24 protein-coding genes are annotated in these 21950 nt (G+C 72.3%); 9 read left to right on the forward strand and 15 right to left on the reverse strand.

Annotated elements, in window-relative coordinates; genetic code table 11:
• Nucleotides 1-5: 5 nt before the first annotated feature.
• Together Q9S36_RS40075 and Q9S36_RS40080 are read right to left on the reverse strand one after the other, a co-directional pair.
• The gene (locus Q9S36_RS40075) at nt 6-884 is read right to left on the reverse strand and encodes an HAD family hydrolase (RefSeq protein ID WP_311290326.1); all 879 of its coding nucleotides are present in this window, start codon (nt 882-884) and stop codon (nt 6-8) included.
• 86 nt (nt 885-970) lie between these two features.
• Nucleotides 971-2143 (reverse strand): acyl-CoA dehydrogenase family protein, encoded by a 1173-nt coding sequence (locus Q9S36_RS40080; RefSeq protein ID WP_311290327.1) that lies wholly within the window; start codon nt 2141-2143, stop codon nt 971-973.
• A 54-nt stretch (nt 2144-2197) separates the two neighbouring features.
• On the opposite strand from Q9S36_RS40080, the gene Q9S36_RS40085 reads away from it, so the two are divergent.
• Entirely contained in the window at nt 2198-2638 is a 441-nt protein-coding gene (locus Q9S36_RS40085; RefSeq protein ID WP_311290328.1) for a CoA-binding protein, read from the forward strand.
• A gap of 7 nt (nt 2639-2645) precedes the next feature.
• Here Q9S36_RS40085 and Q9S36_RS40090 read toward each other — a convergent pair whose 3' ends face one another.
• Together Q9S36_RS40090 and lhgO are read right to left on the reverse strand one after the other, a co-directional pair.
• The gene (locus Q9S36_RS40090) at nt 2646-3629 is read right to left on the reverse strand and encodes a Gfo/Idh/MocA family oxidoreductase (RefSeq protein WP_311290329.1); all 984 of its coding nucleotides are present in this window, start codon (nt 3627-3629) and stop codon (nt 2646-2648) included.
• A 32-nt stretch (nt 3630-3661) separates the two neighbouring features.
• A complete protein-coding gene (gene lhgO, locus Q9S36_RS40095) occupies nt 3662-4855 on the reverse strand; it encodes an L-2-hydroxyglutarate oxidase (protein WP_311290330.1) in 1194 nt (397 codons plus the stop codon).
• A gap of 53 nt (nt 4856-4908) precedes the next feature.
• Here lhgO and arfB point away from each other — a divergent pair, with 53 nt between their 5' ends.
• Nucleotides 4909-5337, forward strand: a complete 429-nt coding sequence (gene arfB / locus Q9S36_RS40100) for an alternative ribosome rescue aminoacyl-tRNA hydrolase ArfB (protein ID WP_311290331.1) — start codon at nt 4909-4911, stop codon at nt 5335-5337.
• Here arfB and purE read toward each other — a convergent pair.
• From purE to Q9S36_RS40130, 6 genes are all read right to left on the reverse strand, one after another.
• Nucleotides 5334-5870 (reverse strand): 5-(carboxyamino)imidazole ribonucleotide mutase, encoded by a 537-nt coding sequence (gene purE / locus Q9S36_RS40105; RefSeq protein WP_311290332.1) that lies wholly within the window; start codon nt 5868-5870, stop codon nt 5334-5336. The genes arfB and purE overlap by 4 nt on opposite strands.
• Before the next feature lie 4 nt (nt 5871-5874).
• Nucleotides 5875-7044, reverse strand: coding sequence for a 5-(carboxyamino)imidazole ribonucleotide synthase (locus Q9S36_RS40110; RefSeq protein WP_311290333.1), 1170 nt, complete (start codon nt 7042-7044; stop codon nt 5875-5877).
• A gap of 42 nt (nt 7045-7086) precedes the next feature.
• Entirely contained in the window at nt 7087-7401 is a 315-nt protein-coding gene (locus Q9S36_RS40115; protein WP_311290334.1) for a winged helix-turn-helix domain-containing protein, read from the reverse strand.
• Between the two features lie 95 nt (nt 7402-7496).
• The gene (locus Q9S36_RS40120) at nt 7497-8516 is read right to left on the reverse strand and encodes an adenylate/guanylate cyclase domain-containing protein (RefSeq protein WP_311290335.1); all 1020 of its coding nucleotides are present in this window, start codon (nt 8514-8516) and stop codon (nt 7497-7499) included.
• Complete coding sequence (locus tag Q9S36_RS40125) at nt 8516-9019, reverse strand: PH domain-containing protein (protein ID WP_311290336.1); 504 nt, start codon at nt 9017-9019, stop codon at nt 8516-8518. Before Q9S36_RS40125 ends, Q9S36_RS40120 begins: the two co-directional genes overlap by 1 nt.
• 15 nt (nt 9020-9034) lie before the next feature.
• A complete protein-coding gene (locus Q9S36_RS40130) occupies nt 9035-9835 on the reverse strand; it encodes a biotin--[acetyl-CoA-carboxylase] ligase (protein ID WP_311290337.1) in 801 nt (266 codons plus the stop codon).
• A gap of 61 nt (nt 9836-9896) precedes the next feature.
• Here Q9S36_RS40130 and Q9S36_RS40135 point away from each other — a divergent pair, with 61 nt between their 5' ends.
• From Q9S36_RS40135 to Q9S36_RS40160, 6 genes are all read left to right on the forward strand, one after another.
• Entirely contained in the window at nt 9897-11516 is a 1620-nt protein-coding gene (locus tag Q9S36_RS40135) for an acyl-CoA carboxylase subunit beta (protein ID WP_311290338.1), read from the forward strand.
• Nucleotides 11517-11633: 117 nt separating this feature from the next.
• Nucleotides 11634-11861, forward strand: coding sequence for an acyl-CoA carboxylase subunit epsilon (locus Q9S36_RS40140; protein WP_311290339.1), 228 nt, complete (start codon nt 11634-11636; stop codon nt 11859-11861).
• 33 nt (nt 11862-11894) lie between these two features.
• Nucleotides 11895-13598, forward strand: a complete 1704-nt coding sequence (locus tag Q9S36_RS40145) for a DUF885 domain-containing protein (RefSeq protein ID WP_311290340.1) — start codon at nt 11895-11897, stop codon at nt 13596-13598.
• Nucleotides 13595-14194 (forward strand): nucleoside triphosphate pyrophosphatase, encoded by a 600-nt coding sequence (locus Q9S36_RS40150; RefSeq protein WP_311290341.1) that lies wholly within the window; start codon nt 13595-13597, stop codon nt 14192-14194. Before Q9S36_RS40145 ends, Q9S36_RS40150 begins: the two co-directional genes overlap by 4 nt.
• Before the next feature lie 43 nt (nt 14195-14237).
• Nucleotides 14238-14852, forward strand: coding sequence for a CDP-alcohol phosphatidyltransferase family protein (locus tag Q9S36_RS40155; protein WP_311290342.1), 615 nt, complete (start codon nt 14238-14240; stop codon nt 14850-14852).
• The gene (locus Q9S36_RS40160; RefSeq protein WP_311290343.1) at nt 14849-15313 is read left to right on the forward strand and encodes a VTT domain-containing protein; all 465 of its coding nucleotides are present in this window, start codon (nt 14849-14851) and stop codon (nt 15311-15313) included. Before Q9S36_RS40155 ends, Q9S36_RS40160 begins: the two co-directional genes overlap by 4 nt.
• A 15-nt stretch (nt 15314-15328) precedes the next feature.
• Here Q9S36_RS40160 and Q9S36_RS40165 read toward each other — a convergent pair whose 3' ends face one another.
• The 5 genes from Q9S36_RS40165 to Q9S36_RS40185 form a co-directional block, all read right to left on the reverse strand.
• Entirely contained in the window at nt 15329-16585 is a 1257-nt protein-coding gene (locus Q9S36_RS40165) for an ABC transporter permease (RefSeq protein WP_311290344.1), read from the reverse strand.
• Nucleotides 16582-17463: an ATP-binding cassette domain-containing protein gene (locus Q9S36_RS40170; protein WP_311290345.1), complete on the reverse strand. Its 882-nt coding sequence runs from the start codon at nt 17461-17463 to the stop codon at nt 16582-16584. The genes Q9S36_RS40165 and Q9S36_RS40170 overlap by 4 nt, the downstream gene beginning before the upstream one ends.
• An 80-nt stretch (nt 17464-17543) precedes the next feature.
• A complete protein-coding gene (locus tag Q9S36_RS40175) occupies nt 17544-18212 on the reverse strand; it encodes a response regulator transcription factor (RefSeq protein WP_311290346.1) in 669 nt (222 codons plus the stop codon).
• On the reverse strand, nt 18209-19534 hold the full coding sequence (locus Q9S36_RS40180) for a sensor histidine kinase (protein WP_311290347.1): 1326 nt from the start codon (nt 19532-19534) through the stop codon (nt 18209-18211). Before Q9S36_RS40180 ends, Q9S36_RS40175 begins: the two co-directional genes overlap by 4 nt.
• A gap of 57 nt (nt 19535-19591) precedes the next feature.
• Nucleotides 19592-20791 (reverse strand): acyl-CoA dehydrogenase family protein, encoded by a 1200-nt coding sequence (locus Q9S36_RS40185; RefSeq protein WP_311290348.1) that lies wholly within the window; start codon nt 20789-20791, stop codon nt 19592-19594.
• Nucleotides 20792-20920: 129 nt separating this feature from the next.
• Here Q9S36_RS40185 and Q9S36_RS40190 point away from each other — a divergent pair, with 129 nt between their 5' ends.
• Nucleotides 20921-21949: an iron ABC transporter substrate-binding protein gene (locus Q9S36_RS40190; protein WP_311290349.1), complete on the forward strand. Its 1029-nt coding sequence runs from the start codon at nt 20921-20923 to the stop codon at nt 21947-21949.
• Nucleotide 21950 lies beyond the last annotated feature (1 nt).

Here is a 21950-nt window from a genome sequence, read left to right on the forward strand (position 1 = left end):
GAAGCCTACGAGGCGGGCGAGCGGGTGACGTCGGCGAGGATCCGCCGGAGGGCGACCTGCACCGGATCGACCACGTCGGGCAGCCGGTAGCGGGCCGCGTCGAGGATCTCCGGCTGGGCGTGGGCGACCGCGAAGGAGTGGCCGGCCTCGCCGAACATCTCGAGGTCGTTGAGGTGGTCGCCGAACACGACCGTGTCGTCAGGGCCGACGCCGAGGTGAGCCTGGAGGTCGCGGAGCGCCTGGCCCTTGGTGACCCCGAGCGCGGTGGCATCGGCCCAGTGCGCCCCCGACCGCGTCACCTGCGCCCGCGTCGCGAAGGACCGGAGCACGTCGCGATCGACGGCCTCGGTGCTCTCGAGGTCGAGGATGGCGACCTTGATGACCGGGTCCGTCACGTCCTCGAGCCGAGCGACGCGGGTCAGCGTCGGGTGGTAGTTCAGGGCCTCCACCCACAGCTCCCCGTCCACCTCGGCCCAGGCCTGGCCCACGCCGCACACGACGGCGGTCGCCCGCCGCCCGCCGGCGCGGGCGTGCTCGCGGACGCTGGTCACCAGCTCGTGGACGAGCTCCGGGGCAAGGGTGCCGGTGGCCCGCGACTCACCCCGGTGCACCACGACGGCGCCGTTGTCGGCGATGAACGTCTCGATGAACGGCACGTCGACGAACAGCTCGGCCTGCGAGGCGTGCGCCCGACCGCTGGCAGGAACGAACGTGATGCCCGCGTCACGAAGCTCCTCCACGAGCTTCCCCGTGCCGGCCGGGAGGGTCCGATCGGGTGCCAGGAGGGTGCCGTCGAGGTCGGAGACCACCAGTCGGACGCCGGCGAGCGCGCCGGGCACGAGATCGTCGAGGAGGGAGGCGGCCGGGGCAGGTGGCTGGGGCACGGTCACGACCGTACGCAGCGACGGTCGTCACCCCGGCACCGGGCGCGGCGACGTCGTCGTGGACGAGGCGTGGGTCTCACCCCGGGTCAGAGCTCGGACTGGACTCCCGCCAGCAGCTGGCGGGCCATCACGATGCGCTGGACCTGGTTGGTGCCCTCGTAGATCTGGGTGATCTTCGCGTCGCGCATCATCCGCTCGACCGGGTAGTCGCGGGTGTAGCCGTAGCCGCCCAACACCTGCACGGCGTTGACGGTCACCTCCATCGCGACGTCGGACGCGAAGCACTTCGCGGCGGCGCCGAAGAAGGTCAGGTCGTCGTCGCCGCGCTCGGACCGGCCGGCGGCGGCGTACGTCATCTGGCGCGCGGCCTCGACCTTCATGCCCATGTCGGCGAGCAGGAACTGCAGGCCCTGGAAGTCGGCGATCGACCGGCCGAACTGCTGGCGCTCCTTGGCGTACTCGAGCGCGTAGTCGAGCGCGCCCTGCGCGACGCCGACCGCCTGCGCGGCGATCGTGACGCGGGTGTGGTCGAGGGTCTTCATGGCCGTCGCGAACCCGCTGCCCTCCTCGCCGATCATCCGGTCGGCGGGGATGCGCACCTCGTCGAGGTAGACCTCGCGGGTGGGCGAGCCCTTGATGCCGAGCTTCTTCTCGGGCGCGCCGAAGGAGACGCCCTCGTCGGTCTTCTCGACCACGAAGGCCGAGATGCCGCCACGGGTCTTCTTCTCGGGGTCGGTCACGGCCATCACCGTGTAGAACTCCGACTCGCCGGCATTGGTGATCCAGCGCTTGACGCCGTCGAGGACCCACTCGTCCCCGTCGCGCACCGCACGGGTCTTCATGCCACCGGCGTCCGAGCCGGCGTCGGGCTCGGAGAGGCAGTAGGAGAAGCCGCCCTCGCCGCGGGCGAGCGCGCCGAGGTACTTCTGCTTGAGCTCCTCGGAGCCGGAGATCTGGACCGGGAGCGAGCCGAGCTTGTTGACGGCGGGGATGAGCGAGGACGAGACGCACGCGCGGGCGACCTCCTCGATGACCAGCACGGTCGCCAGCGCGTCGGCGCCGGCGCCGCCGTACTGCTCGGGCACGTGCGGGGCGTGGAAGTCCGAGGCGAGCAGCGCGGCCGCGGCCTCGTGGGGGTAGCGAGCCTCCTCGTCCACCGCGGCGGCGAAGGGGGCGATCTTCGCGTCGGCGACCGCTCGTACGGCCTCCCGGACCGCCTGGTGCTCCTCGGACAGGGCGTAGAGGGGGAACTCGCTCATGGCCGGAATTCTAGGACGTCCATGCTTTTTCGAGGAGGCGTCTACGGTGTGGTCATGACCACGTCGCCGCGGGACTGGCAGGACCAGCAGACCATCGACCGGATGCTCGACGAGGCCGGGACCTGGGCGGTCGTCGGGCTCTCGGGCGACCCGGGGCGCACGGCGTACTCGATCGCCGCGCTGCTCCTGGAGCGGGGCAAGCGGATCGTGCCGGTCCACCCGGTGTTCGGCGAGCCCGGGGCCTCGCCCGTGCTCGGCGAGGAGGGGTACGCCACCCTGGCCGACATCCCCTTCCCCGTCGACGTGGTCGACGTCTTCCGCCGTTCGGAGGCTGCCGGCCAGTTCGCCGACGAGGCGGTGGCGATCGGCGCGCGCGGTGTCTGGTTCCAGCTCGGTGTCATCGACGAGGCGGCCTTCGAGCGGACCGTCGCCGCCGGCGTGCCGATGGTGATGGACACCTGCCCGGCCATCGAGTGGCGCAGGCGCGGCCGCTGAGCCGGGCTCACATCTCGAGCGAGCCCTCACCCACCTCGATGCCGAGCTGGGCGAGGCACTCCCCGAGGACCCACTGCACGTCGAGGGTGTCCGCGAGGGGCATGGTCGGGCTCTCGGTGAGGCCCTCGGCCAAGCAGCGCTGGACCTCGACGGCCTGGTGGTAGTAGCCGGTGCCGGTGGCGGGGAGGTCGACCTGCTCGGGCTCGCGCCCGGTGCGTCGTACGACGAACCCCTGCGCGTTGTGGAACGGCGGGACCAGCTCGATCGAGCCCTCGGAGCCCACGACCACCGCCCGGCCCGGCGTCTGCGCGGCGAGCGTGCAGGTGAGCGCCGCTGCCCGCCCGTCGTCGTGGGCGAGGTGGATCGCCGCGGACCGGTCGGCGCCGTTGGGGTAGGTCGTCCCGGTCACGGTGACCCGGTCGGGCCGACCGAGGACGTGCTGGGCCAGGGAGATCGGGTACACCCCGAGGTCGAGGACCGACCCGCCACCGAGGGCGAGGTCGAACAGGCGGCTCGACGGGTCGTAGACGCGCTCGGCACCGAAGTCGCCCTGCACGAGCAGCGGCTCGCCGATCTCGCCCGCGTCGACCAGCTGCTTGGCACGCACCACGGCCGGCAGGAAGCGGGTCCACATCGCCTCCATGCAGAACAGGTGCGCAGCGCGCGCCGCGTCGACCACATCCTGGGCGCCGGCGAGCGTCGCGGTGAACGCCTTCTCGACCAGGACGGGGATGCCGGCCTCGATCGCGGCGAGGGCGACCGGGTGGTGCTGCGGGTGCGGGGTGGCGACGTAGAGCACGTCGAGGTCGGCGGCGAGCAGGTCGCGGTAGGTGCCCGAGCCGGCGGCCGAGAACCGGCCGGCGAACTCCGCGGCCCGCTCGGGCGAGCGGCTGCCGACGAAGGCGAGCTCGGCGTCGGGGACGAGGGCGAGGTCGGTGGCGAAGGCGGCGGCCATGCCGCCCGTGGCGGCGATGCCCCATCGTGTGGTCATGCCCACACCCTAGGGATCCGCGACGGTCGTCATCACCACGTCTCGTCCGCGACGTGCGCCGCGATCGCCAGACTCGACGTCGCCGCCGGGGACGGGGCGTTGCGGACGAGCGTGACCCCGTCGGCCTGGGTGATGCGGAAGTCGTCGACGAGGCTGCCGTCGCGGTCCACCGCCTGGGCCCGCACGCCGCTGCCCGCACGCACCACGTCGCCGGCGTCGATCGCGGGCACGTAGCGCGAGGCCTTGCGCATGAACGCGCGCGTGGACGCCGAGCCGACGACCTCGTCGATGCCCGTGCGCCAGTGGGCCCGTGCGAGGTGCCAGAAGCCGGGGTAGGTCAGCACGTCGCGCAGGTCGGCCGCCGAGACGTCGCGGCGCCGGTAGCCCTCGCGACGGGTGGCGAGCACCGCGTTGGGGCCGACCTCGAGCTCACCGCTGACGCGGCGGGTGAAGTGGACGCCGAGGAAGGGGTAGCGGGGGTCGGGGACGGGGTAGACCATGCCGCGCACGAGGTCCTGCTTGGCGCGGCTCACCGCGAGGTACTCGCCGCGGAACGGCAGGATGGCCGGGCTCGGCTCCTCCCCGGCCATGCCCGCCAGGCGGTCGGAGTGCAGGCCGGCGGCGACCACGAGGTGGTCCACGACGACGGGTGCTCCGCCGGCGACGTCGACGGCGACCCGTCCGCCACTGCGCCGGATGCCGACGACCGGCGAGGAGAGCCGCACCTCGCCGCCAGCGGCCACGACCTCGTCGGCGATCGCGCGCGTGACGGCGACGTAGTCGGTGATCGCGGTGGCCGGCGAGTGCAGCGCGGCGAGGCCGGCGGCGTGCGGCTCCACCTCGGTGATGTCGGCGGCGGTGAGCCGCCGCAGCCCCGGCACCCCGTTCGCCGTGGCCGTGCGCTCGAGGGCGTCGAAGCGGCCCATCTCGGCCTGGTCGACGGCGACGACGAGCTTGCCGCACTCGTCGTACGGGATCGCGTGCTCGGCGCAGAACTCCCGCAGCAGCAGGCGGCCGCGGGTGCACAGCTCCGCCTTGAGGGTGCCCGGCCGGTAGTAGATGCCGGCGTGCACGACCCCGGAGTTGTGGCCGGTCTGGTGCGCGGCGAGGCGGTCCTCCTTCTCCAGCACCACCACCTCGGTCCCGGGACGGCGCCGCACGACCTCGCGCGCGATCGCCACCCCGAGGATGCCGCCGCCGACGACTCCCACGGTCTGCTCCCCCATGCCGTCAGACGGTGATGGGTCGCGACGGGGGGCGTCAACCCCAGAATGGGGGCATGCGCGACCTCCACGTCCCCGCCGGGCCCGGCCTGCCCGACGGACTGGTCGTGCCCGCCGTCGAGCTGGTGGAGCGCTTCTCCCGGTCGCCGGGGCCGGGCGGGCAGTCGGTCAACACCAGCGACTCGCGCGTCGAGCTGGAGTACGACGTCGCCTCCTCGACGGCGCTCAGCGACGCCCAGCGGCGCCGCGCGCTGCGCCGCTGGCCCTCGGGCCGGGTGACGATCGCGGCGTCCGAGCACCGCTCCCAGCACCGCAACCGGGTCGCCGCCCGCGGGCGACTGGCCGGGCAGCTGCGCGAGGCGCTGGCGCCGCCTCCCCCGCCCCGGCGGCCCACGAAGCCGACGAGGGGCTCGAAGGAGCGGCGGCTGCAGGCGAAGAAGGAGCGCGCCCGCACCAAGGCGCTGCGGGGGCGGGTGCGGGACTAGAAGCCGACGCGGCGGGTGTCGCCCGCCGCCGCACGGCGTACGACGTCGCCCTTGGCGTGGGCGGTCTCGGCGAGCGAGGCCTGGTAGTCGACGAGGCGCTGCTGCAGCTCGGGGTCGCTCGTGCCGAGGATCCGCGCGGCGAGGATGCCGGCGTTCTTGGCGTTGCCGATGGCGACGGTCGCGACCGGGATGCCGCCGGGCATCTGCACGATGGAGAGCAGCGAGTCCATCCCGTCGAGGTACTTCAGCGGGACCGGCACGCCGATCACCGGCAGCGGCGTCAGGCTCGCCAGCATGCCCGGCAGGTGGGCCGCTCCCCCGGCTCCAGCGATGACCACCGACAGGCCACGGGTGTGCGCCTCCTGGCCCCACGCGACCATCTCGGTGGGCATGCGGTGCGCGGAGACGACGTCGGCCTCCCACGGCACGCCGAGCTCCGTCAGGACCTCGCCGGCGGCCTGCATGACCGGCCAGTCGGAGTCCGAGCCCATCACGATGCCGACCCGGGGGGCGGCCTGCTGGTCGTCGCTCATCTCGTCACTCACTCTCGTTGCCCAGGTCGCCGCGGAACCACGCGGCGGCGTGCCTCGCCCGTTCGAGGCAGTCCTCGAGGTCGTCGCCGTAGGCGTTGACGTGCCCGACCTTGCGGCCCGGGCGCAGGTCCTTGCCGTAGAAGTGCACCCGCAGCCGCGGGTCGCGTGCCATCGCGTGCGGCAGGCCGTCGTACAGGTGCCCGGCGTCGCTGGGACCGCCGAGGATGTTGACCATCACCGTCCAGCGCTCGCGCGGGGCCGGCGAGCCCAGCGGGAGGTCCATGACGGCGCGGAGGTGGTTCTCGAACTGCGACGTCACGGCGCCGTCCTGGCTCCAGTGGCCGGTGTTGTGCGGGCGCATGGCCAGCTCGTTGACCAGGATCCTGCCGTCGGTCGTCTCGAAGAGCTCGACGGCGAGGATGCCGGTGACGTCGAGCGCGCCGGCGATGCGCAGCGCGATCTCCTGGGCCTCCCCCGCCAGGGCGGGCGCGAGGTCCGGCGCCGGGGCGATCACCTCGTGACAGATGCCGTCGAGCTGGGTGGAGGCCACGACCGGGTACGCCGCGGCCTGCCCGCTCGGAGAGCGTGCGACCAGCGCCGACAGCTCGCGGCGGAAGTCCACCAGCTCCTCGGCGAGCACCTCCACGCCGGCGGCCGCGGCGGCGTCGAAGGCGGCCTGCGCCTCCTCGGCGGCGCGCACCACCCACACGCCCTTGCCGTCGTAGCCGCCGCGGGTGGTCTTGAGGACGCACGGCAGCCCGAAGGCCTCGACGTCGGACGTCGAGGTGACCACCGCGTTGCGCGGGCAGGGCACGTCGAGCTCGGCAAGCCGGCGCCGCATGACCGCCTTGTCCTGGGCGTGCACGAGCGCGTCGGGGCCGGGGCGGACGGCGACCCCCTCGGCCTCCAGGGCGTGCAGGTGGTCGGTGGGGACGTGCTCGTGGTCGAAGGTGACGACCGTGGTCCCCTCGGTCACCCGGCGCAGGGTCGGCAGGTCGGTGTAGTCACCGACGAGGTGGTCGGGGATGACCTGGGCCGCGGAGACGCCCTCGGCCTCGGCGAGCAGCCGCAGGGGAAGCCCCAGGGCGATCGCCGGCTGGGCCATCATCCGGGCCAGCTGGCCTCCGCCGATGACGGCGAGCGTGGGGGCACGGTGCGATCCGGTCGAGGACACGCCCGGAGCCTATAGAAGGCCCCTGCGTCGCCCGGGCCCGGCTCAGCCGGCGACCGGAGCCGCGGCCTCGAAGCGCAGGCCGCGACCGCGGTGGGTCGTGATCAGCGTGGGGTTGCGCGGGTCGTCGTGGAGCTTGCGGCGCAGCCAGCCGAGGTGCACGTCGATGGTCTTGGAGTTGGTGTAGAACGACGTCTGCCACACGTCCGCCATCAGCTCGGTGCGCGTGACGATGTCACCCGGGCGCGCCATCAACGCATGCAGGAGCTGGAACTCCTTGCGCGACAGCCGGATCTCGCGCTCTCCCCTCCACACCTGACGCGTCGTGGGGTCCAGTCGTACGTCTTGCACAGCCAACACGGGGTGAAGGTAGGGGAGCAGGCGCGTCCCAGGTGACCCTTATGGGTGAATTGTGGAGAACTGGTCTGGTCCACCCGGGCGGCGGCGAGGCGTGGTCAGCGGCGGCGTACGGCGACGGGCTCGACGAGGCCGAACCCGCGCACCGGGCGGGCCGGCAGACGGCGGCTCTCCCACTCCGACTGCGGCAGCAGGTCGGCTGTGTTCTGGTCGACGATGAGCCGGTTGCGGCGCGCCACCTGGGTGAGCCGAGCGGCCATGTTGACCGGTGGTCCGAAGATGTCACCGAGGCGCTGGACGACGGGTCCGCTGGCCAGCCCGAGGCGTACGTCGGGCATCTTGGCGTCGCGACCGATGACGTTGATGATCCCCTCGGCCACCGCGACGGCGTCCTCGGCGGTATTGGTGACGAACAGCACCGAGTCGCCGAGGCTCTTGATGATCCGTCCGCCGTAGCGGGCCACCACGTCCTGGCAGCGGCTCTCGAAGACCTCGACCAGGTCGCCGATCTCGTCGCGGTCCAGCGTGTTGGAGAGGGCGGTGAACGACACCAGGTCGGCGAAGCCGACCGACACGTCGATGGTGTGGAGGTCCTCGTCCTTGGCGCCCATCGCCTCGATCCGGCCGACCGCGGCCGCGAGGTGGCGGCGCCAGGCGTAGACCAGCAGCCGCTCGAAGGGCGGGTTGACCTCGTCGATCAGCCGCAGCGCGGACCCGATGCGCGAGCCGGTGGCGTGCTCGCCGCGCTCCATCTCCTCCACCCGGCTGACCAGGGTCGAGACCTCCCAGTCGGCGAGCCGGGCCATGGTCTGGCCCACGCCACGGGTGAGGTTGACGGCCATGTCGAAGTCCACCGCACCCGCGTCCACGAAGCTCATCAAGGTGGCCACGGCCTCGACGTCGGCGGCGGTGTACGCCTTCTCGCCGACGAACTCGGGGAAGCCCAGGGCACGCCACAGCCGGCGGGTCTGCTCGATGGTCAGGCCCGTGCGCTCGGCCACCTCCAGCGCATTGAGCTCGGGGGCGCTGCGGAGGATCGCGTCGTCGAGCTGCTCCCCCGGCGGCCGGGCCGGGGTCTCGTGGCGTGGACGACGGCCGGAGCCGCGGTCAGGTGACATCAGGTGCCGTCGTCGCGGCGGTCACCGCCGGCGAGGCGGTGCAGCTCGTGGGACACCTGGAGCTGGACCTGCTCGACGTGCGGGATGTCGTTGAGCGCGACGCTGCCGTCGGTGCTGGCATCGGAGACGACGAGGGTCCCGCACCCGAAGATCCGGTCGATCACGCCGATCTCGAAGTCGACGCCGCTGATCCGGTTGAGCGGGATGGTGCGACCTTCCTTGGCGATGAAGCCGGAGCGCTTGATGAAGCGGCGGTTGGTGAAGGTGTAGGTCGTCGTCAGCCACCGCAGGAACGGACCCACGAGGAACCACACGAGCACGGCCAGCACGAGCACCCACACCACCAGGCGCGCCACCCCGTTGTCGACGACGCCGGTCAGCAGGAGCGCCGCGACGAGCGCGACCACGACGACCAGCCCGGGCAGGATCAGCGCCTTGACGTGCGTCCGGGTGGAGACGACGACGTGTTCGCCCTCGTTGAGGAGCTTGGTCGGGAAAGCCACGCGCCGATCATGACATCAGGCGGGCCGCACGTGCACCACGTCGCCGGCCGCGACGGTGAAGGCGCCGTCGTCGGTCCCGACCACCAGCGCCCCGGTCGCGTCGATGTCGAGGGCCTCCCCGCGGCGTACGGTCCCGTCGGGCAGGTGGACGTCGACGGTGCGACCGAGCGTCACGCACACGTCGGCGTACGCCCGGCGCAGCGACTCGGTGTCGTCGAGCAGGCCCTGCAGGCCGTGCAGCGAGCCGAGCACCTGCCCCAGCAGGCCGGTCCGCTCGACCGGCTCCCCGGTCTCGAGCGAGACCGACGTGGCCAGCGCGATCGGCAGCTCGTCGAGGGTCTGGTCGACGTTGATGCCGATGCCGATGACGGCCACCGGCCCGCCGTCGGTCTCGACCCGTTCGACGAGGATCCCGGCGACCTTGCGCCCGGCACCGGACTCACCGCCGTCGACGAGCACGTCGTTGGGCCACTTCAGCGCGATGTCGGGGAGGCGGTCGGCGAGCGCCGCCTGGACGGCGTACCCGGTGAGCAGCGGGATCCACGACCACGCCTGTGGCGCCACGTCGGGTCGCAGCAGGACCGAGAACGTCAGCGAGGACCGCGCCGGCGTCTCCCAGACGCGGTCGAGGCGGCCCCGCCCTGCGGTCTGGTGCTCGGTGACCAGGACGAGCCCGGGCTGCTCGCCCGCCCGGGCCCGCGCGGCGACGGCGGCGTTGGTGGACGCGGTGGCGTCCTCCACCTCGACCCGCCACCCCGTGGGCGCGACCAGCCGGTCGAGGTCGATGGGTGGGCGAGGTGCAGGAGCGTCCGTCATGGGCACTAGATTGCCCCAGAGCGACCAGTCACGGACCAGTCACACTCCAGGAGGAGAGCGCGTGAGTGCACAGCCGGGCGAGGGAACCGAGGTTCCCGACGACATCGATCTCCACACGACCGCCGGCAAGCTCGCCGACCTCGAGCGCCGCCTCGACGAGGCTGTCCACGCGGGGTCGAACAAGGCGATCGAGAAGCAGCACGCCAAGGGCCGTCGCACGGCTCGCGAGCGCATCGAGATGCTCTTCGACGAGGGCACCTTCGTCGAGCTCGACGAGCTGGCCCGCCACCGCTCGACCGCGTTCGGGCTGGAGAAGAACCGCCCCTACGGCGACGGCGTCGTGACCGGCTACGGCGAGGTCAACGGCCGCATGGTCTGCGTGTTCAGCCAAGACTTCACCGTCTTCGGCGGCTCGCTGGGCGAGGTCTACGGCGAGAAGATCACCAAGGTCATGGACCTCGCGATCAAGACCGGCTGCCCGATCATCGGGATCAACGAGGGCGCCGGCGCCCGCATCCAGGAGGGCGTGGTCTCCCTCGGGCTCTACGGCGAGATCTTCCGCCGCAACGTCCACGCCTCCGGCGTGATCCCGCAGATCAGCCTGATCATGGGCAACTGCGCCGGCGGCCACGTCTACTCCCCCGCCGTCACCGACTTCACCGTCATGGTCGACCAGACGTCGGCGATGTTCATCACCGGGCCCGACGTCATCAAGACCGTCACCGGCGAGGACGTCACGATGGAGGACCTCGGCGGCGCCCGGACCCACAACACCAAGTCCGGCAACGCCCACTACATGGCCTCCGACGAGGAGGACGCCATCGAGTACGTCAAGGCGATGCTGTCCTACCTCCCGCAGAACAACCTCGATCCCGCGCCCACCTTCGACGAGGCGCCCGACATGGAGGTCACCGACCTCGACCGGGCGCTCGACACGATCATCCCCGACGGGGCGAACCAGCCCTACGACATGCACGACGTGATCACCGCCGTGCTCGACGACGAGGAGTTCCTCGAGGTCCAGGAGCTCTTCGCGCCCAACATCCTCATCGGCTTCGGCCGCGTGGAGGGCCAGTCGGTCGGCGTCGTGGCCAACCAGCCGATGCAGTTCGCCGGCACCCTCGACATCGACGCCTCGGAGAAGGCCGCCCGCTTCGTGCGGTTCTGCGACGCCTTCAACATCCCGGTCCTGACCTTCGTCGACGTCCCCGGCTTCCTGCCCGGCACCGACCAGGAGTGGGACGGCATCATCCGCCGTGGCGCGAAGCTGATCTACGCCTACGCCGAGGCCACCGTGCCGCTCATCACCGTGATCACCCGCAAGGCCTACGGCGGCGCCTACGACGTCATGGGCTCCAAGCACCTCGGCGCCGACATCAACGTCGCCTGGCCCACCGCGCAGATCGCGGTCATGGGTGCCCAAGGTGCGGCGAACATCCTCCACCGCAAGACCCTCAAGAAGGTCGGCGAGGAGGGCGGCGACGTCGAGGCGCGGCGCGCCGAGCTCATCGAGGAGTACGAGACCACGCTCGCCAACCCCTACATCGCCGCCGAGCGGGGCTACGTCGACGCGGTCATCGCCCCCCACGAGACCCGCATCGAGGTGGTCCGGGCGCTGCGCCTGCTCCGCACCAAGCGCGAGACCCTGCCCCCCAAGAAGCACGGGAACATCCCGCTGTGATCAAGCGACTCGGGTACCGCGACGAAGGAGCGGGCCCCGAACGGAGACGAGGTTGAGCAAGCGTCCCCGGCTGAGCTTGCGAAGCCGGGCACGCGCGTCGAAACCCACGAGGTGAGCATGAGATCAGACACGGAGAACGCCGAGCAACCACTACTGCGCGTCATCAACCCCGACGCCACGCCCGAGGAGGTCGCCGCCCTGGTGGCGGTCTTCTCGGCGCTCGGCTCCGCGGGCGGCGAGCCTCCGCGCAAGCCGCGCCCGTCCTGGAACCTCCCGGCGCGCGGCGTACGCACCACCCACCGGCACGGCGAGGGCGCCTGGCGCGCGAGCGGCCTGCCCCGCTGACCGGTGTCGCCGGACGGGTCTAGGGTCGCCCCCGTGACCGAGACCCACGCAGCGACCCGCACCATCGACGCCCTCTGCGACGCCTACGTCGAGGACTTCTGCGCCCTCGACCCGCTGACCGCCACCTCGATCGGGGTCGCGGGCCACGAGCACGAGATGACCGACTTCTCCCCCGCCGGGTTCGACGCCCGCGAGGCGCTCAACCGGGCCGTCGTCGCGGCCGTGGAGGCCGCCACCCCGGTCGACGACCGGGAGGCCGCGGCCCGCGACGCGTTCCTCGAGCGCACCCGGCTGGAGATCGAGCTCGAGGACGCCGGCGTCAACCGCTCCCGCATGTCGGTCCTGTGGAGCCCGCTCCACGAGATCCGCGGCGTCTTCGACCTCATGCCGACCGAGGGCGAGGAGGCGGTCGCCGCCATCGCGTCCCGGCTCGCCGCCGTGCCGGCCGCCCTCGACGGCCTGCGCGTGACGCTGTCCGACGAGGCGCGCAAGGGCAACGTCGTGGCCGCGCGCCAGTACGCCGAGGTGGCCGAGCAGGTGCGTCGCTGGACCGGCCGGACCGGTGACGCGGGCGACTTCTACCTCGGCCTGGTCGAGCGGCTCGAGGGCGGCGACCCGGCCGAGCTGCGCCGGCTGGCGGAGGCGGCGAGCGCGGCCACCGCGTCGTTCGGGCTGTTCCTGAGTGACGAGCTCGAGCCGCAGGGGACAGAGAAGGAAGGGGTCGGCCGCGAGGTGTACGCCCTGGCCTCGCGCTACTTCCTCGGCGCCGAGGTCGACCTCGACGAGACCTACGCGTGGGGGTGGGCCGAGCTGCAGCGGCTGTCCGACCTGATGGCCGCCACCGCCGACCGGATCCTCCCCGGCGCCGACGTCGACGCCGCCGTGGCCCACCTCGACGCCGACCCCGACCGGGTGGTGCACGGGCGCGAGGCCTTCCGCGACTGGATGCAGGCGCTGGCCGACCGCACCATCGCGGAGATGGCCGACGTGCACTTCGACATCCCCGAGCCGATCCGGCGCATCGAGTGCATGCTCGCCCCGACCAACGACGGCGGCATCTACTACACCGGCCCGTCGGAGGACTTCGCGCGACCGGGCCGGATGTGGTGGTCGGTGCCCGACGGGATCGACGACTTCCACCCGTGGCGCGAGGTCACCACGGTCTTCCACGAGGGCGTGCCCGGCCACCACCTGCAGGTCGCCCAGACGGCCTACCGCAGCGACACCCTCAACCGGTGGCAGCGCCTGATGTGCTGGTGCAGCGGGCACGGCGAGGGCTGGGCCCTCTACGCCGAGCGGCTGATGGAGGAGCTCGGATTCCTCGACGACCCCGCCGACCTCCTCGGGATGCTCGACGGCCAGTCGCTGCGGGCGACGCGGGTGATCGTCGACATCGGCATGCACCTCGAGCTGACCATCCCCGAGGACAACCGCCTCGGCCCCGGCGGCACCGCCTTCCACCCGGGCGAGACCTGGACGCCGGAGCTCGGCCTGGAGTTCATGCGGCTGCACTGCCGGATGGACGACGAGTTCATCCAGTTCGAGGTCAAGCGCTACCTCGGCCTCCCCGGCCAGGCGCCGTCCTACAAGGTCGGCGAGCGGATCTGGCTGGAGGCGCGGGCGCAGGTCGCCGAGCGCCAGGGCGACGCCTTCGACCTCAAGGCCTTCCACCGTGCCGCGCTCGACCTCGGCTCGCTCGGCCTCGACCCGTTGCGTACGGCGCTGGAGCGGCTGTGACGACACCTCTCGTCCTCGCCTCCGCGTCGCCCGCCCGGCTCGCCACGCTCCGCACCGCGGGGATCGAGCCGCTCGTCATCGTGAGCGGCGTCGACGAGTCCCGGCTCGACGGCCTGCCCCCGGCCGAGCTGGCGCTCCAGCTCGCCGAGCTCAAGTGCGCTGCCGTCGCCGACCGCGACGACGTACCTCCCCAGGGGCTCGTGCTGGGCTGCGACTCGGTCCTCGAGCTCGACGGCCAGGCGCTCGGCAAGCCCCACGAGCCCGACGAGGCCCGCACGCGGTGGCGCGCGATGCGCGGCCGGTCCGCCGTGCTGCACAGCGGCCACTGCCTGCGCGACGTGGCGAGCGGTCGCGTCGCGGCGGCCACCGGTTCCACGACCGTCCACTTCGCCGACGTCACCGACGAGGAGGTCGACGCCTACGTCGCCACGGGCGAGCCGCTGCACGTGGCCGGCGCCTTCACCATCGACGGCTTCGGCGGCGCCTTCGTCAGCGGGATCGAGGGCGACCACCACAACGTCGTCGGGGTGAGCCTGCCGCTGCTGCGCGAGCTCGTCATCGAGCTCGGCCACGCGTGGCCCGACCTGTGGTCGTGACCCGCTACGATTCCCCACCGTGGGGAGCGGGGTGCTTGGCACGGTGAAGGCTGAGCCTGTCGCCGACCCCGACGACCGCTACGGCGTCCGCGACGAGCGGCTGCTCACCGGCGCGACCGTGATCACCGCGGTGCGCACGATCGCCTCGGTCGTGCTGGCCGCACTCGCGGCCCACCAGGAAAGCCTGACGCTGCTGGTCGCCGCGCTCGCCGTCTACTGGGTGGGCGACATGCTCGACGGCTTCTACGCCCGGGTGCGCGGCTGCGAGACCCGCATCGGCGCCGTCCTCGACATCATGTGCGACCGGCTCAACGCCGCTGCCTTCTACATCGGCCTGGCCTGGCTGCAGCCCGACCTGTCACCGGCAGTGTTCGTCTACCTCGCCGAGTTCATGGTCGTCGACTGCTTCCTGTCCATCGCCTTCCTCGCGTGGCCGGTGCGCAGCCCCAACTACTTCTTCGTCGTCGACCGGCCGATCTGGCTGTGGAACTGGTCCAAGCCGGCCAAGGCGGTCAACAGCGCGCTCTTCGCGGTGCTGCTGCTGGTGACCGGGTGGATGTGGGTCGGCCTCGCCATCGCGACCGCGCTGCTGGTGCTCAAGTGCGTGTCGCTGCACCGGCTGGTGCGGATCGGGATCCCGGTCCCCGGAGCCGCATGATCTGGGTCTACGCCAGCATCTTCGGGGCCTCCATCGCCTCCGCGCTGCTGCCGTTGATCAACATCGAGGCGATCCTCGCCGTCACCATCTCCCAGCAGCACGACCACGCGATCGCGCTCGTCGTCGCCGCGACCATCGGGCAGATGGTCGGCAAGATCCTCTGGTACTGGGGTGCGGTGGAGGTCGAGCGGGCACCGTGGGTGCGGCGCCAGCTCGAGAAGCCCAAGGCCAAGGCCTCCCTCGAGCGCTGGCACGCCCGCGCCGAGGGACGGCCGTGGTTCACCGCCGGGCTGCTCTTCATCTCCGCGTGCACCGGCTTCCCGCCGTACGCCGTCACCGCCGTGCTCGCCGGGACCCTGCGCGTGAACTTCTGGATCTTCCTCGTCACCGGCCTGGTCGGCCGGGGGCTGCGGTTCTGGGTCGTCGTGGCCGGCGCCAGCACCTTCCTCGGCTGGATCTGACGCCGACCCGGCTCGTCACTCGGCGGCCGACCACGCCTGCCGCAGGCTCACCCGTCCGCCGGTCTGCAGCAGCGCCCGGCGGTAGAGCCGCTCCCCCACCCACACCGTGATCGCGGCGAACACCGCGAGCAGGCCGAGGGCCACGAGCGGCTCCCACCAAGCCACGCCCCCGGCGAGGATGCGCTTGGGCATCACCACTGCCGAGACGGGCGGGACGAACGAGGCGATCACCTGGCCGCGGCCGTCGAGCGAGAGGCCGCCGAAGAACATCACCAGCATCAGCATCGTCAGCGGGGTCGAGGTCGCCTGAAGGTCCTCGGTGCGCGAGGCCAGCGAGCCGGCCACCGCCCAGAGGCAGGCCAGCGCGATGAAGCCGGCGAGGAAGAACCCGATGAACCACGCCGTCGGCCCCGAGAGCGCGGGGACGTAGGACTTGAACGACGTGAACGACAGGCCCACGAGCCCGACCCCGAGGTAGACCAGCAGCTGGATGACCGCCAGCGCGGTGTTGCCGAGGACCTTGCCGGCGAGCAGGTGCCGCAGCGGGATCGCCGCCGCGATGATCTCCACGATCCGGCTCTGCTTCTCCTCGATCACCGACGACGCGAGCTGCATGCCGAAGACCAGGGCGGCGAAGTAGAACAGGAAGACGAACACGAACCCGACGGCCTCGGCCACCCCCGCCTTCTCGGCGTCACCGCGCAGGAAGGCGGTCGACACGGTGCTGCCCGCCTCCAGGTCGTCGACCGACGTGCCGAGCTCGGCGGCGTTGTCGGCGAGCACCTGCTGGCGTACGACGACACGCGCCACGTCGGTGAGCGAGTCCTCCTCGCTCGACTCGGTCGTCAGCTCCCAGCCGCCGTCGACCGGGTGCAGCCACGCGTCGACGTCCTGCTCGCGGACCGCGGTCCTCGCGTCCTGCTCGTCGTCGAGCTCGACGAGCGTCACCTCGACCCGGTCGTCGACCTCGGAGGCGTTGTCGGCGATGGCGGTCGCCATCGCGACGGCATCAGGGGTCGCGCCCAGCGTGACCTCGTCGGTCCGCTCGTCCTGCCAGGCGGTGAAGCCGATGAAGCCCACGATCATCGCGATCATCAGCACGGTGCCGATGAGGAAGGACTTGTCGGTGATGCGGGAGACGATCTCCCGGCGGGTCACCAGCAGCCAGGCCGGCTCGCGGTTCTCCACGCGGTCGGCGCCCACCGGGCCGCCGGTCGTGCCGGTGCGCGGCGTGCTGCTCGGCGCGTCGGTGTTCATCTCGTCGGTGCTCATGCCGTGGCCTCCCGGTAGATCTCGCTGAGCGCCGGGCGGACCCGGACGAACTCGTGGACGTCGCCGCGGCGGGTGGCCTCGGCGACCAGGTGCTGCTCCGCGCCGTCCTGCTGGACCTCGACCAGCGCGGTCGTGCCGTCGAGGTCGAGGACCTCGAGGCCGCCCAGGTCGCGGACCCAGCCGGCGTCGCCGCCGAGGACGAGCCGGAAGCGCGGTACCCCCGCATCGCGCAGCTCCGACACCGTCCCGGCGGCGACCCGACGTCCCTGGGCCAGCACGACCAGCCGGTCGCACAGGCGCTCGACGAGGTCGAGCTGGTGGCTGGAGAACAGCACCGGGACGCCGTCGTGGGTGTACTCGCGCAGCAGGTCGACCATCGAGTCGACGGCCAGCGGGTCCAGCCCGGAGAACGGCTCGTCGAGGATCAGCGCCGCCGGGCGGGGCAGCACCGAGGCGATGATCTGCACGCGCTGCTGGTTGCCCAGCGACAACTTCTCGAGGTGGTCCTTGGCGCGCTCGCCGAGGCCGAAGCGCTCGAGCAGCTCGGCGACGGCGGCGCGGGCCGCGGTCCGCTCCATCCCCTTGAGCTGGGCGACGTACACGAGCTGGTCGATGATCGGCTGCTTGGGGTAGAGCCCCCGCTCCTCCGGCATGTAGCCGAAGGACCGGCGGTCGAGGCGGGTGATGGGGCGGCCCTGCCAGAGGACCTCGCCGCCATCGATGCCGAGCACGCCCATGACCATGCGCATGGTCGTGGTCTTGCCCGCGCCGTTGGCGCCGACGAAGCCGGTCATCTGCCCGGCCGGCACCTCGAAGGACACGCGGTCGACGGCGACGGCCTCGCCGAAGCGCCTGGTCAGCTCCCTGATCTCCAACATGGCTCCGACGCTAGGGGACCGCGGCTCGCGCCGGATCCGTCGCGCGGGGGAACTTCGGGGTGGAGGCGCGACGCCGGGCCTCAGTCCTCCGTCGGGAGGATGAGGCCGGCCTCGTAGGCGTAGATCACTGCCTGCACGCGGTCGCGCAGGTGCAGCTTGGCGAGCACGTTGGACACGTGCGTCTTCACCGTGGCCTCCCCCAGCACCAGCTCCGCGGCGATCTCGCCGTTGGAGAGCCCGCGGCCGAGCAGCACGAGGACCTCGCGCTCGCGTGCGGTCAGGCCGGCGAGGGCCGAGGGCTCTGACCGCTCGGGCGCCGCCTCCCGGCCCGCCATCCGGCCGATCACCCGGCGGGTGACCTCCGGGGCGAGGAGCGCGTGGCCGCGCCCGGCGGCGCGGACGGCGTCGAGGAGCTGCTCCGGGCCGGCGTTCTTCAGCAGGAAGCCGCTGGCGCCGGCCCGGAGGGCGTCGAAGAGGTAGTCGTCGCGGTCGAAGGTCGTCACGATCACCACGTGCCCGAGGTCGTCGGCGACGAGGTGGCGGGTGGCCTCGATGCCGTCCATCCGCGGCATCTGCACGTCCATCAGCACCACGTCGGGGCGCGACTCGCGGGCGCGTTCGATCGCTTGCAGGCCGTCGGCGGCCTCGCCGACCACCTCGATGTCGTCCTCCACGGACAGGACCATCGCGAAGCCGGACCGCACCATGGCGTGGTCGTCGACGAGGAGCACCCGGAGCGGGTCGGTCACGACGCGGCCCCCAGCGGGTAGCGCACGCGCACCCGGTAGCCCCCGGTGACGCGGGGGCCGATGTCCACCTGGCCGTCGTGGGTGGCGGCCCGCTCGCGGATGCCGAGCTGCCCCAGCCCGCTCCCGGAGGTGCCACGCCGGGGCCGGCCGTTGTCGACGACCTCGACCTCGGCGTACGGCGTGGCGTGCGCCTCGTCGACCCGCACCACCACCGAGACGGTGTCGGCGGTGGAGTGCCGACGCACGTTGGTCAGCGCCTCCTGCACGGTGCGGTAGACCGCGAGGCCGACACCGCGAGGCACCCGGCTGGCGGCGTCGGGATGCGTCTCGACGACGTCGAGCGTGACGGCGAGCCCGTCGCGGGACGCGTCGGCGACCAGCCGCGGCAGGTCACCCACGCCGGCCTCGGTGGTCCGGGCCTCCGCAGCCGCCTGCTCGCCCTCGCGCAGGGTGCCGAGCAGCCGGCGCATCTGGGTGACGGCGTCGCGCGAGGCCTCCTCGACGTGGGCCAGTGCGCTCCGCGCGGCGTCGGGGTCGCGGTCGAGCACCCGCCGGGCGGCACCGGCCTGGATGCCCATCGCGGAGACGTGGTGGGCCACGACGTCGTGGAGCTCACGTGCGATCCGGAGCCGCTCGTCCATGACCGCCTGCTCCCGCAGCCGCTCGGCCTGGCGGGCGATGGTGGCGGCCTGGCCGGCGAGGTGGTCGCGCTGGCGCGCCGAGCGCCACGCCACCACGCCTCCCACGACGGCGCCGCCGAAGTAGACGGCGTTGATGAGCATCGTGAGCGCGATGGCGGCCGGGATCGCCGGGAAGAACCCTTCCTGCTCACCCTCGCCGAGGTCGTCGTACCACTCCTGCACGGCCGAGCCGAGCGCGAACTGCCAGCTCAGCCAGGCGAACATGAACAGCAGGATCGCGCCGACCACGATCGTCATCGCCCGGCGGTCGCGCGCCCACGAGACGCCCGAGAGGATCGCGACGAAGTAGACGATCTGGCTGGGCAGCTGGCCCATCACCTCCGGCATGGCGACGCCGGAGACGAACATGTGGGCCGCGGCGAGGATCGCCACGACGAGCGGCCAGCGCCGCCTCCCGACGAGCAGCGCCGCGCCGGACACCACGACCAGCCACTGGCTCCACACCGGGGCGTCGGTGTGCTCCAGCCCGCCGCCGCTGCGCACCAGCTCGAGGCTCAGCAGCCCGAGCGCCGCGATCGAGACGGCCCAGACGACGTCCTGGCGCCCCACGGCGGGGCGCGGACGCTCCCATGGGTCGTCGACGCCGAGGACGTCGAGCACGCGCTGGCTCAGGGTGGACACGAGGTGAGGGTAGTCAGCGCCGCCGTGCGGCGGATCCGTCGTACGACGGAGATGGCGTCACTCGACCGGCAGGCCGAGACCCCGCGCGATCAGCATCCGCTGCACCTCGGAGGTGCCCTCCCCGATCTCGAGCACCTTGGCGTCGCGGTAGAACCGCACGACGGGGTACTCCTCCATGAAGCCGTAGCCGCCGAAGACCTGGGTCGCGATGCGGGTCGCGGTGACGGCCGACTCGGTGGCGTAGAGCTTGGCCACGGCGGCGGCCTGCTTGAACGCGCCCATCGACACCGACGACGAGCCGGCGTCCATCGCGTCCTTCATCGCGGCGGCCTTGTAGGTCAGCAGGCGTGAGGCGTCGAGCATCACCTGCAGGTCGGACACCTGGAAGGCGAGGCCCTGCTTGCGGCCGATCGGGCCGCCGAAGGTCTGGCGCTCGCCGGCGTACTGGAGCGACATGTCCAGGCACGCCTGGATGCAGCCGACGGCGAGGGCGGCGATGGCGACCCGGCCGTCGTCGAGGGTGGCGAGGAACTGGGCGTAGCCGCGGCCGCGCTCGCCGAGCAGGTTGCCCTCGGGGACCCGCGCGTCGGAGAAGGACAGCGGGTGGGTGTCGGAGGCGTGCCAGCCGAGCTTGTCGTAGGCCTTCTCGGCGGTGAAGCCGGGCGTGTCCGAGGGGACGATGATCGTGGAGATCTCCGGGCGCCCGTCGGCACGCTCGCCGGTGCGCGCGGTCACCGTGACCAGCGAGGTGATCGAGGAGCCGGAGTTGGTGATGAACTGCTTCGCGCCGTTGACGACCCACTCGCCGTTCTCCAGCACCGCCTTCGTCTTCGTCGCCCCGGCGTCGGAGCCCGCGCCCGGCTCGGTCAGGCCGAACCCGGCGAGCTGCTCACCAGCGACGAGGGCGGGCAGCCAGGTCTTCTTCTGCTCGTCGGTGCCGAAGGTGAGGATCGGGTTGATGCCGAGCCCGACCGCGGCCTCGAGCGTGATGCCCATCGACTGGTCGACGCGACCGATCTCCTCGATCGCCAGGCACAGCGACGTGAAGCCGCCGTCCTCGCCGGCCATCCCGGCGCCGCCGAACTCCTCGGGGGCGGTGAGCCCCATCAGGCCGAGCGCTCCCATCTTCTGCACGACGTCGGTCGGGAAGTGGTGGTCGCGGTCCCACTGGGCGGCGTGCGGCGCGATCTCGGCCTCGGCGAAGTCGCGGACGCTGCGGCGGAACTGCTCGTGCTCGGGGGACAGCTCGAAGGTCATGCCTGCAGGGTAGCGCCGGAGGTTAGCGTTCGCTAACCCCGAGGGCCGGACGCGATTCCTCGCCGCCGCTCCGGCCGGTCTACAGTTAGGCGAGCCTAAGCAAAGTTCCGGACAAGTGAGGCACCCCCCGTGACGACCTCCCCCCGCCGTGGCGCCGCGCGCGCCGGCGTCGTACTCGCCAGCACCCTCCTCGCCGCATCGACGCTCTCCGCGTGCGGCATCTTCGGGTCCCCCGACCTGGTCGTCTACAACGCCCAGCACGAGCAGCTCCTCGACGAGCTGGTCCCGCTGTTCGAGGAGGAGTCCGGCCTCGACGTCGAGCTGCGCCACGGCAAGGACCTCGAGATGGCCAACCAGATCGTCGAGGAGGGCGCGGACTCCCCCGCCGACGTGTTCCTCACCGAGAACTCGCCGGCGATGAGCATCGTCGACAACGAGGGGCTGTTCGCCGAGCTCCCCGAGGCGGCGACCGCGTCGATCCCGGACCAGTACGTCCCCTCCGCCCGCACGTGGACCGGCTTCCTCGCCCGCTCGACCGTCGCGATGTACAACACCGACTCGATGACCGAGGCCGACATGCCCGCCTCGATCCTCGACTTCGCGGAGCCCGAGTGGAAGGGACGCGTGGCGTTCTCCCCGACGGGCGCCGACTTCCAGGCCATCGTCTCCGCGGTCCTCGCGCTCGAGGGCGAGCAGGCCACCGCCGACTGGCTGGCGGGCCTGAAGGAGAACGGCGTCATCGTGCAGAACAACCTCGTCGTCATGCAGTCCGTCGACTCCGGCGAGGTCGACGCCGGCATCGCCTACCACTACTACTGGTACCGCGACCGCGAGGAGAACGGCACCGACTCCGACAGCTCGGCGCTGCACTTCTTCGGCGACCAGGACCCGGGCGCGTTCCTCAGCATCTCCGGCGCCGGCATCCTCGCCAGCAGCGAGCACCAGGAGGCGGCCGAGGAGTTCGTCACCTGGCTGACCGGCACCGAGGCGCAGCAGGCGATGGCGGAGTCCTACGCCCTCGAGTACCCGCTCAACCCCGACGCCAGCCTCAACCCCGACGTGAAGCCTTTCGACGAGCTGGAGCCGCCGGAGGTCGACGTGGCCGGGCTCAACGGGCCGCAGGTCACCAACCTGATGACCGAGGCCGGTCTCCTCTGAC

The sequence above is a fragment of the Microbacterium sp. ARD31 genome, from assembly GCF_031844425.1.

Bases quoted from the DNA above. Each gene is read 5' to 3' on its own strand.
- Q9S36_RS40085 (WP_311290328.1), top strand. From the start codon at position 2,198: ATGACCACGTCGCCGCGGGACTGGCAGGACCAGCAGACCATCGACCGG.
- Q9S36_RS40165 (WP_311290344.1), bottom strand. From the start codon at position 16,585: ATGAGCACCGACGAGATGAACACCGACGCGCCGAGCAGCACGCCGCGC.
- Q9S36_RS40080 (WP_311290327.1), bottom strand. From the start codon at position 2,143: ATGAGCGAGTTCCCCCTCTACGCCCTGTCCGAGGAGCACCAGGCGGTC.
- lhgO (WP_311290330.1), bottom strand. From the start codon at position 4,855: ATGGGGGAGCAGACCGTGGGAGTCGTCGGCGGCGGCATCCTCGGGGTG.
- Q9S36_RS40160 (WP_311290343.1), top strand. From the start codon at position 14,849: ATGATCTGGGTCTACGCCAGCATCTTCGGGGCCTCCATCGCCTCCGCG.
- purE (WP_311290332.1), bottom strand. From the start codon at position 5,870: ATGAGCGACGACCAGCAGGCCGCCCCCCGGGTCGGCATCGTGATGGGC.
- Q9S36_RS40170 (WP_311290345.1), bottom strand. From the start codon at position 17,463: ATGTTGGAGATCAGGGAGCTGACCAGGCGCTTCGGCGAGGCCGTCGCC.
- Q9S36_RS40140 (WP_311290339.1), top strand. From the start codon at position 11,634: ATGAGATCAGACACGGAGAACGCCGAGCAACCACTACTGCGCGTCATC.
- arfB (WP_311290331.1), top strand. From the start codon at position 4,909: ATGCGCGACCTCCACGTCCCCGCCGGGCCCGGCCTGCCCGACGGACTG.
- Q9S36_RS40120 (WP_311290335.1), bottom strand. From the start codon at position 8,516: ATGTCACCTGACCGCGGCTCCGGCCGTCGTCCACGCCACGAGACCCCG.
- Q9S36_RS40130 (WP_311290337.1), bottom strand. From the start codon at position 9,835: ATGACGGACGCTCCTGCACCTCGCCCACCCATCGACCTCGACCGGCTG.
- Q9S36_RS40090 (WP_311290329.1), bottom strand. From the start codon at position 3,629: ATGACCACACGATGGGGCATCGCCGCCACGGGCGGCATGGCCGCCGCC.
- Q9S36_RS40185 (WP_311290348.1), bottom strand. From the start codon at position 20,791: ATGACCTTCGAGCTGTCCCCCGAGCACGAGCAGTTCCGCCGCAGCGTC.